Source organism: Streptomyces roseoverticillatus (assembly GCF_000719265.1).
Lineage (GTDB): Bacteria > Actinomycetota > Actinomycetes > Streptomycetales > Streptomycetaceae > Streptomyces > Streptomyces roseoverticillatus.
In genome coordinates, this window is record NZ_JOFL01000016.1 from 65,638 (window position 1) to 76,653 (window position 11,016).

An 11,016-nucleotide genomic window follows, 5' to 3' on the forward strand; every position below is an offset into this window, starting at 1 on the left:
GACTTCCGGCATCGTGGACCTGATTGTGCACCGAATTCGGCTACGCCCCGGCGTCACACCCGGCCGTTTCGAAACATGGGTGCGGGAAACCGACTACGCGAGCTGTCCGGAACTCCCGAGCGTGCTGTCATTCAGCGTGCAGCGGGTTTCCGGTGACCCGTCCGCACCGGTGCACTTCTTCGAAGTCATCACCGTGCGCAGCCGGGCCGATTTCGAGCGGGACACCACGAGTGCCGCCTTCGGCCGGCTGGTCGCGGATTTCGGGGAAATGGCCGAGGTGGTGGACGAACTCGCCGGGGTGCGCGTGGAGCCCGGATACCGTGCCGCCGTGGTCTGACGGGCTCCGTGCGGTGGCGCCGGCGGGGTCAGGGGCGGCGCTCCACCTGCCGCTCCACCTGCCGCTCCATGGCGTCGATCAGCCCCGTCTCGTAGGCGATGGCGACCGCCCGGGCGCGGGTCCCGGCGTCGAGCTTGCGCAGGACGTGGTGGACGTGGGAGCGGACCGTCGTGTTGGAGATCGAGAGCTTCTCGGCGATCTCCGCGTTGGACCGGCCCTGCGCGAGCAGCAGCATCACCTCGGCCTCGCGCGGGGTCAGGGCGCCGGCCGGCGGCGGGGCGGGGGCGGGGGGCTGCTCGGTGCGGAGCTGATCGAGCGCCTTGCGGGCGGTCAGCGGCGCGACGATGGCGTCGACCTCGATGACCGTCTTGATCATGCGGATGAGCTCCTCCGGCGGGTCCTCCAGGGAGAGCACGGCGCGGACGCCGATGCGCAGCGCCTCGAAGGCCCTGGGCGTCGTATCGGGCCGGGCGAGCAGGATGACCTTGGCCATCCCGGAGAGTTCGGCGAGTTCGTGGGTGTCGTCGATGCTGAGCGCCGGGGCCACGACGACAATGGCGTCCGGCGTCATCTCCTTGGCGGCAGCCACCGTGCTGCGCACGGAAGTTTTCGTATGTGCTTCCAGGCCGTGCTGGCCCAGCAGTGCCTGCATACCCGCGCCCAGGATGAGCTTGTCGCAGCACAGCAGTATGCGCATACTCATCGAGCCTGCTTCCAGTAAACGGAACGGTTCCTAACGGAGTCGCTTCGGGGAGCAGGCGCTATTGTGGCCGACGGGGTAGAGGGGGTGAAGAGCCCCCGAGTCCCCCCGCCGGCGGTGCGATGGCTGATTGACGTCATCTCCGTGGCCACGGCTTCCCCCTGAACGTCTCACCCGACTGTACGCCAGCGGCAACTGACGGCCGGGCGTCCCGCCAGGTTTTGGCGGGAATCTGTCACGGTAAAGACAGGGCAAGGGAGCAGTATCCCCGACCCCGCGGCGTACGCGATCCGGGCCTGGCCGGAATGCTCCGCTGCATTCCCGTCCCCGGTTCAGACCGTGCGGTGGTCCGCGGCGCCGAGGCTCCGGGGCGCCGGCGGGAAGGCCGTACGGGGCCGGCCCACGCGGCTCGCGAAGAAGAGCCTGCCGGAAAGGCCCAGTTGGTCCTGGAGCACCGTGCGCAGGGTGTCGTGCTGCAGGACGACGCTCAGCGGGTGCAGGGCGAGTCCCGCGGACGCCGCGTGCAGCCAGTAGTCGGCGATGCGCGCGCCGCCCCGGAAGGCGTCGGCGATCCCGGGGGACTCGTCGGCGAAGTGCATCAGGACGACGGCGGGGGTGCGCCGGACCTCGGCGGCCAGTCCCCCGGCGAGCGAGCGGTCATAACCGAACCGGCACAGGAATTTCATCACCGGCGGGGCGAGCGCGATCCGCTTGGCGAGCCGCTGCCGGGCCGACATCGGTCCGAAAAGCTGCGTCGCGGGGAAGCCGTCGCCGTGCGCACGGACCGCCGCCGGGCTCCACCGGATGTAGGAGTGGGTTTCCCGCCAGGCGGCCGGGTGGCTGAAATCGATTCCCCCGTGGTGGGCCAGGAACTCCGCGAATATGCCGCGTTCGTGAATCTCCGTCAGGTGGCGGACGGTGATGGCGGGGCCGCCCGCGGGCGCCCGGCGCGCGAGGTCGCGGAGCAGACCCGGGGCGAGCGGCTCGTCGTCGTACGGACCACGGTTGGTGTGCCGTGCGCGGGCCGCGGCGTCCAGGGCGGTCAGGCTCTCGCGCGGCTCTCCGGTGCGGCGCAGCGCGGCCGTCCACAGCAGTGACCAGTCGCGCGGCCACGGGCCGCCGGGCAGGCGCGCGTCCGCGGCTCCTCCCGCTTCGTGGGCCCGTTCCCGGACGAGCGCCCAGCCCTGCGCGGCCAGGGCCCGGCAGAGCATGCGCCAGTACGCGGCGCAGCTCAGCCGCATCTCCAGGGTGTGGGCGGGCAGGGCCCTGAGGCTGCGCCGGCGGTCGGCGGCGAGCGCGAGGTAGACGGTGGAGCCGTCGTCGGGGCAGCCGAGCAGGTCGGCGGCGGCGCGGCGCGCCGGCCGGCTCTCCAGTCGCGCGAGCGCCCAGGGCTGGCAGTTGTGCGAGGAGGGGCTGAGGGCGGCGATCCCGGTGGCGCGGCGCAGCGCCTCGGGGAAGGACTCGCCGAGTCCGGGGGTCCGGGAGGGGGTCGGTGTCATGGGTCCGCTCATCACGTCCATACCAGGGCGAGGAAGTATCCGTCGATGCGCCGGGCCCAGCCGTGCAGCGGGCCGTCGCCCGCCGAGGGGGCGTGGCGCAGGAGTCCGGGGCCGGGCCGCCACGTGAAGGCGTGGTCGTGGCGCCAGGTGTGCAGGGCGACCTCGCGGGGGTCGACGCGCAGCCCGAATCCGTAGTGCTTGAGCACGGCCTCCTTGCAGGCCCAGCGCAGTGGCAGGGGCATGGTGGCGAGTCGGCGGCGGTCGGGGTCGGCGTGGGCCGCGGCCCGGTGGTCGTCGGCGGTCAGCATGTCGGTGAGCATGGGCGGCATGCGGCGCTCGTGCTCCAGGTCGACGCCGACGGGGCGCGGCCCGCACACGGCGACGGCGAAGTCCCCGGAGTGCGAGAGGCCCACGTCGACGGGGGCGTTGACGACGGGCCGGCCGGCGCGCGGCCCGTGCGCGACGGCGCCCACGCGGATGTCGCGGGTGCGGCCGGTCCGGCGCCCCTGCCGCCGGCCGTGGGCGAGGACGGCGTGCTTGACGGCGAGGCGGCCGGCGAGCCATTCGTAGCGCCGCTTGGGCAGGTGCAGGCCCGCGGCGTGCTCGGCCTCGTCGTCGGTCAGGTGCCGGGCTTCGAGCGCGGCCCGGACGGCGTCGCCCCGCGCGCGCAGCCAGGCGATGGAGACGACGGCCGCGGTGAGCCGGCCGTCCAGCGGCGCGAGGTGCAGCGGCCGGGCGGGGTCGAGGGTCAGCGTCTCGCCGGCGAGCCGGCCGGCGCGGGGGCGCGGCGGGGCCGGGAGGAGGGCGTCAGCGGTCGACATCGGGCGGCAGCAGGAAGGGGTAGGGGCGGTGGCGGACCTTGAGGTGCCAGGCCCGGTCGGCCTTGCGCAGCCCCTGGATGAGCTCCCACATCGCGGCGTCGCCCTTGTAGTACTTGGCGACCTCCCCGGCGGTGAGCGCCGGCGTGATGCGGGCGTTGGCCTGTTCGAGGAAGCCGGGGACGAGGGCGGCCAGCTTCTCCTTGTGGAGGTTGCCGAGGAAGTCGAGGACGACGCCGCGCGGTGTGTAGAACTTGTCGAAGATGGACTTGGCCATGGCGATGCGGACGGCGTCGCGCAGGACCCACGGCAGTGAGGTGAAGAACAGCCGGACGTCGAGGAGTTCTCGGCCGCGGGCGTCGCGCATGAGGGGCGAGGTGACGTCGAGGTAGACGAGGTCCCCGTCGAGGTCGATCCAGTTGGAGGCCTGGGCGTCCAGGCCCAGGGACGGGGAGACGGCGCCGTGCACGGTGTCGAGGAAGCGGGCGAAGAAGTCCTCGGCCCAGTCCCGGCCCTCGCTGTGCAGGAGGCGGGAGACGAGCCGCTTGCCGGGCAGGGCCTCCTGCACGCAGTAGCCGACCGTCTTCCCGGAGGGCAGTGCGGTGTCCCACAGGCGCGTCTCGGCGACGTGGACGCCGGCCGCGGACAGGCGGCCGGTGTACTGGTCGAGGGTGTGCCCGTAGGCCTCGTAGCGCTTGCGGCCGTCGAAGACGGGGAGCCGCTTGCACGCGAAGGCGCCGCGGCCGGTCTCCAGGGCGAGGACGAGGGTGACCTCGCCGTAGCCGAGGACGGTCAGCCCGCGGGGGTCGCCTGCGGCGAGCGCGCGACGGACCTGCTGTTCGAGTTCCCGGAGGTCGTCCTCCGGGACGGTCAGTGTCATTGGCGTCGTCACCTTTTCCTCTACGAGAGGGAAGGGCCGGGGCCTGCCCCGGCACGGGGTGGGTGCTCACCGGGCTGCGGCCGGGTCCGGCACCGCCGGTCCGCCGCGTCGTGGCCGATCGCCGTTGCGGCGGAGGGAAATCGCCCGCTGCGGCAGCAGCAATGCTCCCGCCGCCACGGCGAGCCGCCACCGCGGCGAGGGTCCGGCGGAATCCGGAGCGACCGGAACCGACTACGCCGCTCGAAAGACGAGGGCCGCGTTCTGCCCCCCGAATCCGAACGAAGTGGAGAGCGCCGCGTCGAAGGACACCTTGCGCGGCTCGCCCGCGACGACGTCGAGCCCGACATCCGGGTCCAGCCGTTCGAGGTTGGCCGTGGGCGGCACGAGCGACCGCTCGACGGCGAGGACGGTCAGCGCGGCCTCGATCGCGCCCGCCGCGCCGAGCGTGTGCCCGAGGACGCCCTTGGCCGACGTGACCGCCGCGCCGTCGCCGAGGGCCCGGCGCAGGGTCGCGGCCTCGACGGCGTCGTTGAGGCGGGTCGAGGTGCCGTGGGCGTTGACGTGGCCGATGTCGCCGGGCGCCGCGTCCGCCTGGCGGAGCGCGGCGCGGACGGCCGCGAGGACGGCCCTGCCCTCGGGTTCGGGCGCGGTGAGGTGGTGGGCGTCGGCGGAGGCCCCGTAGCCCGCGAGGAGCGAGCGCACGCGGGCGCCGCGGGCGCGGGCGTCGGCCTCCCGCTCCAGGACGAGGATGCCGCTGCCCTCGCCGATGACGAAGCCGTCGCGGCCGACGTCGAAGGGCCGGGAGGCGGCGGCGGGTTCGTCGAGCCTGCGGGAGAGCGCGCCCATCCGGGCGAAGCCGGTGACCATCAGGGGGCTGATGCCGGCTTCCGTGCCGCCGGCGACGACGATGTCGCAGGCGTCCTCGCGGAGCAGCTGGGCCGCGGTGCCGATGGCCGTGGCGCCGGAGGAACAGGCCGTGGCGGTGACGAAGTTGGGGCCGGTGGCGCCGAGGTCGATGGCGAGGTTGCCGGCGGCCATGTTGGGCACCAGCATCGGGACGAGGAGCGCGGACACCTTGCCGGGGCCGTGTTCGAGCATCCGGCGGTGCTGTTCCTCCCAGGTGCTCACGCCGCCGAGGCCGCAGCCGACGACGACGCCGACGCGCGCGCCGTCCCACCGCCGCGGGTCGAGCCCGGCGTCGGCGACGGCCTCGCGGGCGGCGACGATCGCGAGCTGGGTGAAGCGGTCGTGCATCAGGACGCTGCGGCGGCCGACGTGCCGGGCGGGGTCCAGGCCGGGGACGGTGCAGGAGATGTCGACCGGGAGTCCGTCGAGGGCGGGGTTGCGGGCGGCCGCGGAGACGCCCGCGCACACCCCGTCCCAGGTCGCCTCGGTGCCGATGCCGGCCGCGGTGACGAGGCCGAGGCCGGTGACGGCGACGGGGGCCACGGGGCGCGCGGCCCGCGCGGTGCCCGTGGCACCCGCGGCGCTCGTGGCGCTCGTGGCGCTCACGGCGCCGTGGCCGCGATCTCGTCCGTGATCACCTTCACCACGGTGGCGATGGTGTCGGTCGGCGCGGCGGCCTCCTCGCCGACCTTCACCTGGAACTCGGACTCGATGACCAGGAGGAGTTCCACGAGGAACAGGGAGTCCATCTCCAGTTCCTCGAAGGTCACGTCCGGGCCGATGGTGCCGCGGTCCACCGCGAAGCGGTCGACCAGCAGGTCCACCAGCTTGTCGTAGACAGGGCTCATGGTGCGTCCGCCTTTCGTGTGCGTGCACGCCGTCCGGCGCGGTGTGCCGGTCAGTCTGGACGGCCGCGCTGACGGCGGGCTGACCGATGCCTGACCCCGCGGCGGGTCAGCCATCCGTCAGCGTCCGGTCAGCCCGGGTGAGCAGACTCGGCACGCCGGAGCCGTCCGCAGTGGAGGAGCGCTCTCGTGGTTCGCACACCTTTCGGGAATGCAGGAAACGCACGGCGTGCCGGGCACGGGTGCCGGCCCCTCGGCGGTGCCCGGTGACGCGGGCGGCCGTGGTGGCCGGCGTGGGCAGCGCGCTGCCGCCGGTGCCCGTGACCAACGCGGAGCTGGTGGCCGCGCTGGACACCTCCGACGAGTGGATCCGGACCCGTACGGGCATCCGGCAGCGCTACTTCGCCCCGGACTCCATGGCCACCTCCGACCTGGCGGCAGGGGCCGGCGCGAAGGCGCTGAAGTCCGCGGGCGGCCGGCCCGTCGACACGCTCGTCGTGGCGACGACGACACCGGACCGGCCGTGCCCGGCGACGGCGCCCACCGTGGCGGCCAAGCTGGGCCTCGGCAGCGTCGCGGCGTACGACGTCGCCGCGGTGTGCTCCGGCTTCGTCTACGCCCTCGCGACCGCGGCGGGGCTGATCGCGCTCGGCGCCTCCGAAGGGGCCCTGGTGATCGGCGCGGAGACGTTCTCCCGGATCCTGGACCCGGCCGACCGCTCCACCGCGGTGATCTTCGGGGACGGGGCCGGTGCGCTGGTCCTGCGGCCCGGCACGGAGGGCGAGGCCGGCGCGCTCGGCCCGTTCGACCTGGGCAGCGACGGCGAGGGCCTGGAGCTGATCACGGTGCCGGCCGGCGGCTCCGAGCGGCGCCCGCACGCGCCGAGCGCGGCGGACCACTACTTCCGGATGCAGGGCAAGCAGGTGTTCCGGCTCGCCGTGCAGCGCATGAGCGCCTCGGCGCGCACCGTCCTCGACCGCGCCGGGTGGCGGGTCGCGGACGTCGACCGCCTCGTCAGCCACCAGGCCAACCACAGAATCACCGCCCGCCTGGCCGATGAGCTGGGCGTTCCGCAGGAGCGCTGCGCCGGCAACATCGCCGAGGTCGGCAACACGGCCGCGGCCTCCATTCCCCTGGCCCTCGACCACGCCCACGCCGAGGGGACGCTGCGGCCCGGGGCCCGGCTGCTGCTGACCGCCTTCGGCGGCGGCCTGACCTGGGGGGCGACGGTGCTCACCTGGCCCGCCCTCGACCGCGACTGACGGCAAGGAAAGCGATGACCCCTCAGAAACTGATCACCGACTACATCGTCGAGGTCTGGATGGACGGCGACGCCGACGGGCTGGAGCCGGACACCCCCATCGACGAGCTGAACATCATCGACTCGGCGGGCGTCTTCGACCTGGTCCACTACCTGCAGCAGGAGTTCCGGATCACCATCCCGCTGCGGCAGATCTCCCTGGCGAACTTCCGTTCCGTCAACGCGATCTCGGACCTGGTCGGCCGGCTGCAGACAGGCGAAGGGACGGCCTCCGCATGACCCACCTCATGGACGGCCCGCAGGACACCGTGCGCATCCACCGGAAGGTCGTGGGGATCGTCGCGGAGCGGACCCTCTACGACGAGGCCCAGTTGCTGCCCGACAGCCACTTCGAGGGGGACCTCGGCATCGACTCGGTGATCCTGGAGTCGATCCTGGTGTCGGTCGGCGAGGAGTTCGGCATCGCGGAGCGGCTGCCCGGCGACGTCACGACGATCCGCGAGCTCGTCGCCCGCGTGGAGGGCGCGCTGGGCCTGCCCTCCGGGACGGCGCAGCCGGCGGCCCCGGCCGGGCCGGAGGGCGCGGACGCCGTCCTGGAGGCGGTGATCGCCGGGGCCGTGCGGCAGACGCAGTACCAGCGCGGCCAGCTCGCCCTCGACGCCGACTTCGAGAGCGAGCTCGGCATCGACTCCGTCATCCTCACCTCGCTGGTCGCCGAGGCCGCGCAGGAGCTGGGCCTGCCGGAGACCGTCGTGGGCACCGTCACCGCGAAGACCCTGCGCGGCCTGGCCGCCGAGCTCGCCGCGCTGCTCGCACCGGAGGCCGGGCGGGCGGGACGGCCCGCGGCGGCCGGGGACGGCGCCTGGGACGACCGCTCGATGAAGGACTTCACCGAGCAGCGCGACCCCGACCTCTTCGCCAAGGCCCGCGGCTTCGGGGCGTACCGGCGCGGGCGCGAGGAGGAGCGGCTCTACTGGTACGGCATGCCGCTGGTCTCCCGCTGCGAGAACCGGGCCGTCATCTACGACGAACTGGAGGGCCGCGAGCGCGAGTTCCTCATGTTCGCCTCCAACAACTACCTGGGCCTCGCCAACCACCCTCGCGTCGTCGACGCCGTGTGCGACGCGACCCGCACCTACGGCGCCACGCACACCGGCTCCCGCTTCATCGGCGGCACCAACATGCTGCACAAGGAGCTGGAGCGGCGCCTGGCCGCCTTCAAGGGGCGCCCGGCCGCGATCGTCTACCCCGGCGGCTACGCGGCGAACCTCGGCGCCATCTCGGGCCTGGTCAAGAGCTACGACACGCTCGTCGTCGACAAGCTCAACCACATGAGCATCGTCGACGGCGGCCGGCTGTCGGGCGGCATCCGCCGGATCTACCGGCACAACGACATGCGGGACCTGGAGCAGGTGCTGCGCCGCGGCGCGGAGCAGGGCACGGGCGGCGGCACGCTGATCGTCGCCGACGGCGTGTTCAGCATGCACGGCGACGTCTGCGACCTGCCGGAGATCGTGCGGCTGGCCAAGGCGTACGGCGCCCGCGTGCTGATCGACGACGCGCACGCGACCGGCGTCCTCGGCGCGCGCGGCTCGGGCACGGCCGAGCACTTCGGGCTCAAGGGCGAGGTCGACCTGGAACTGGGCACCATGAGCAAGGCCCTCGCCGGCATGGGCGGCTTCGTCGTCGGCGAGGAGGAGGTCGTCGAGTACCTGCGGTACTACTCGAACTCGTACGTCTTCGCCGCCAACATCCCCGCCGGGGTCGCGGCCGGGCTGATCGCCTCGCTCGACGTCATCGAGACCGAGCCCGGGCGCCTGGGGCGGCTGTGGGCCAACATCACCACGCTCCGGGACGGGCTCCGCAAGGCCGGCTTCGACCTGGAGCGCACCGAGAGCGCCATCCTCCCCATCGTCATCGGGGACGAGCGCAAGGCCATGGAGATGGGCCGCGCCGTGCGGGCGCGCGGCCTGTTCTGCCAGACCGTGGTCTACCCGGGCGTACCGCTCGGCGACGCCCGCCTGCGGGTCAGCGTCACCTGCGAGCACACGCCGCAGGACCTGGAGCTCGCGACCGGGATCTTCATCGAGTCAGCGACGGAGACCGGCGTCCTGCCGCGATCCGAGTGAGCGAGGAAGTGCACACACCATGCACACCACCATGGGCGCCCTCGGCGCCGGCGTGATCCAGCTGCGGCGGGACTTCCCCGCCGGGCAGGCCGGACGGCCCGCCTTCACCGGCGAACACCCCCACACCTACGGCGAGTTCACCGCTGCCGTCGACGCACTCACCTGCCGGCTCCTCGACCTCGGGGTCCGGGCCGGCGACCGGGTCGCGATCTGGACGGACAAGCAGCCGCGCTACGCCGAGGCGATCGTGGCCGCGGTCCAGGCGGGCTGCGCGTACGTCCCCCTGGACGGCGGGCAGCCGGCGGGCCGGGTGGAGACCATCCTCCAGGACGCCGAGCCGGTCGTGCTCTTCACCGACCGCCACCGGCTGGAGCGGCTCGCGGGCCGTGCGCTGCCCGCCTCCCTGGAGGCGATCGTCACCACGGGCGAGGCACCGGAAGGTGACGTCCGTGGCGTACCCGTCCGCTCCTGGGACGACTTCGCGCGGGTCCGGGCCGGGCGGGTGACGATCCTGCCCGCGCTGCAGCCCTCCGACCTGGCGGCGATCCTCTACACCTCGGGGTCGACCGGCGTGCCCAAAGGCGTCCGGATCTCCCACCGGAACCTGGCCAACTTCGTGGGCTGGGCCCGCACCGAGCTCGACGTGGGACCCGGCGACGTCTTCGCCAACCACGCGTCGTTCAACTTCGACCTCAGCACCTTCGACCTCTTCGTCGCCCTGTCGGCCGGCGCCGCGGTGTGGATCGTGCCGGACGCCGCCGCCCGCGACGTCACCGCACTGGCCGCGGGCATCCAGGAACACGGGGTCACCGTCTGGTACTCGGTGCCCTCCGTGCTGCACCTCCTCACCGCATCCGGCGCGCTCACCCCCGCCGTCACCCGGAGCCTGCGCTACGTCCTCTTCGCCGGCGAGGTCTTCCCCGTCCCGCAGCTGCGCGCCCTCGCGGACCGGCTGCCCGCCGGCACCGCCCTGTACAACCTCTACGGGCCGACCGAGACCAACGTCTGCACCTACCACCGGGTGCGCCCCGAAGACCTGCTGCGCGACACGCCGGTGCCCATCGGGGCGCCGATCACAGGCGCCCGCGTGAGCGTCGTCGTGGACGGCCGGGCCGTCCACGTGCCCGGCGCCATCGGCGAACTCGTCGTCGAGGGCGACTGCGTGACCCCCGGCTACTGGCGGCGCCCCGACGAGCCCGCCGCCGCCTTCCACTGCCAGGGCCGCCACCCCACCGGCGACCTCGTCAGCTACGAGGACGGGCAGCTCGTCTACCGCGGCCGCAAGGACCGCATGGTCAAGCTCAGCGGCTACCGCGTCGAACTCGGCGAGATCGAGGCCGCGGTGCTCACCCACCCCGCCGTCGCCGAGGCCGCGGTCGTGGTGAAGGCCGACCCGCAGGAGAGCTCCTCCGGGCGTATCGCCCTCTACTACACGCTGCGCCCCGGCGCCGCGAAGCCCGGCCTGGTCCGGCTCAAGCAGCACTGCGCCCGCCTCCTGCCCCGCTACATGCTGCCGCACACGGCGACCTGCCTGGACCGGCTCCCGCACAACGCCAACGGCAAGACCGACTACCGGCGCCTTGACCACGAGGCGGCACAGCCCACCGCAGAGCCCGCAGGCGCTGCCGGCAAATGACGGAG

General features: G+C 73.6%; 11 protein-coding genes. 5 read left to right on the top strand and 6 right to left on the bottom strand.

Annotated features, from left to right (window positions below):
* The first annotated feature begins 13 nt into the window (after nt 1–13).
* A complete protein-coding gene (locus IF61_RS0119425) occupies nt 14–337 on the top strand; it encodes a RedY protein (RefSeq protein WP_030367719.1) in 324 nt (107 codons plus the stop codon).
* A 28-nt stretch (nt 338–365) separates the two neighbouring features.
* Here IF61_RS0119425 and IF61_RS0119430 read toward each other — a convergent pair whose 3' ends face one another.
* The 6 genes from IF61_RS0119430 to IF61_RS0119455 all read right to left on the bottom strand — a co-directional run bounded on the left by IF61_RS0119430 (nt 366) and on the right by IF61_RS0119455 (nt 5,988).
* The gene (locus tag IF61_RS0119430) at nt 366–1,040 is read right to left on the bottom strand and encodes a response regulator transcription factor (RefSeq protein ID WP_030367720.1); all 675 of its coding nucleotides are present in this window, start codon (nt 1,038–1,040) and stop codon (nt 366–368) included.
* A 329-nt stretch (nt 1,041–1,369) separates the two neighbouring features.
* On the bottom strand, nt 1,370–2,536 hold the full coding sequence (locus IF61_RS0119435) for a nitroreductase family protein (protein ID WP_030367721.1): 1,167 nt from the start codon (nt 2,534–2,536) through the stop codon (nt 1,370–1,372).
* Nucleotides 2,537–2,547: 11 nt separating this feature from the next.
* Nucleotides 2,548–3,357 (bottom strand): 4'-phosphopantetheinyl transferase family protein, encoded by an 810-nt coding sequence (locus IF61_RS0119440; protein ID WP_043189818.1) that lies wholly within the window; start codon nt 3,355–3,357, stop codon nt 2,548–2,550.
* Nucleotides 3,344–4,234 (bottom strand): DUF6206 family protein, encoded by an 891-nt coding sequence (locus IF61_RS0119445; RefSeq protein ID WP_030367723.1) that lies wholly within the window; start codon nt 4,232–4,234, stop codon nt 3,344–3,346. The genes IF61_RS0119440 and IF61_RS0119445 overlap by 14 nt, the downstream gene beginning before the upstream one ends.
* Before the next feature lie 231 nt (nt 4,235–4,465).
* Nucleotides 4,466–5,683, bottom strand: coding sequence for a beta-ketoacyl-[acyl-carrier-protein] synthase family protein (locus tag IF61_RS0119450; RefSeq protein WP_030367724.1), 1,218 nt, complete (start codon nt 5,681–5,683; stop codon nt 4,466–4,468).
* A gap of 59 nt (nt 5,684–5,742) precedes the next feature.
* Complete coding sequence (locus tag IF61_RS0119455) at nt 5,743–5,988, bottom strand: acyl carrier protein (RefSeq protein ID WP_030367725.1); 246 nt, start codon at nt 5,986–5,988, stop codon at nt 5,743–5,745.
* A 263-nt stretch (nt 5,989–6,251) separates the two neighbouring features.
* On the opposite strand from IF61_RS0119455, the gene IF61_RS0119460 reads away from it, so the two are divergent.
* The 4 genes from IF61_RS0119460 to IF61_RS0119475 are packed head-to-tail and all read left to right on the top strand — an operon-like array spanning nt 6,252 to nt 11,011.
* On the top strand, nt 6,252–7,247 hold the full coding sequence (locus IF61_RS0119460) for a beta-ketoacyl-ACP synthase III (protein ID WP_030367726.1): 996 nt from the start codon (nt 6,252–6,254) through the stop codon (nt 7,245–7,247).
* A 14-nt stretch (nt 7,248–7,261) separates the two neighbouring features.
* Complete coding sequence (locus IF61_RS0119465; protein ID WP_030367727.1) at nt 7,262–7,525, top strand: acyl carrier protein; 264 nt, start codon at nt 7,262–7,264, stop codon at nt 7,523–7,525.
* Entirely contained in the window at nt 7,522–9,375 is a 1,854-nt protein-coding gene (locus IF61_RS0119470) for an aminotransferase class I/II-fold pyridoxal phosphate-dependent enzyme (protein ID WP_030367728.1), read from the top strand. The genes IF61_RS0119465 and IF61_RS0119470 overlap by 4 nt, the downstream gene beginning before the upstream one ends.
* A 19-nt stretch (nt 9,376–9,394) precedes the next feature.
* Entirely contained in the window at nt 9,395–11,011 is a 1,617-nt protein-coding gene (locus IF61_RS0119475) for a D-alanine--poly(phosphoribitol) ligase (protein WP_245684558.1), read from the top strand.
* Nucleotides 11,012–11,016: the final 5 nt, after the last annotated feature.

Coding starts and splice junctions, on each gene's coding strand:
- IF61_RS0119455 (WP_030367725.1), bottom strand. CDS start 5,988: ATGAGCCCTGTCTACGACAAGCTGGTGGACCTGCTGGTCGACCGCTTC.
- IF61_RS0119465 (WP_030367727.1), top strand. CDS start 7,262: ATGACCCCTCAGAAACTGATCACCGACTACATCGTCGAGGTCTGGATG.
- IF61_RS0119430 (WP_030367720.1), bottom strand. CDS start 1,040: ATGAGTATGCGCATACTGCTGTGCTGCGACAAGCTCATCCTGGGCGCG.
- IF61_RS0119435 (WP_030367721.1), bottom strand. CDS start 2,536: ATGACACCGACCCCCTCCCGGACCCCCGGACTCGGCGAGTCCTTCCCC.
- IF61_RS0119475 (WP_245684558.1), top strand. CDS start 9,395: ATGCACACCACCATGGGCGCCCTCGGCGCCGGCGTGATCCAGCTGCGG.
- IF61_RS0119440 (WP_043189818.1), bottom strand. CDS start 3,357: ATGTCGACCGCTGACGCCCTCCTCCCGGCCCCGCCGCGCCCCCGCGCC.
- IF61_RS0119445 (WP_030367723.1), bottom strand. CDS start 4,234: ATGACACTGACCGTCCCGGAGGACGACCTCCGGGAACTCGAACAGCAG.
- IF61_RS0119470 (WP_030367728.1), top strand. CDS start 7,522: ATGACCCACCTCATGGACGGCCCGCAGGACACCGTGCGCATCCACCGG.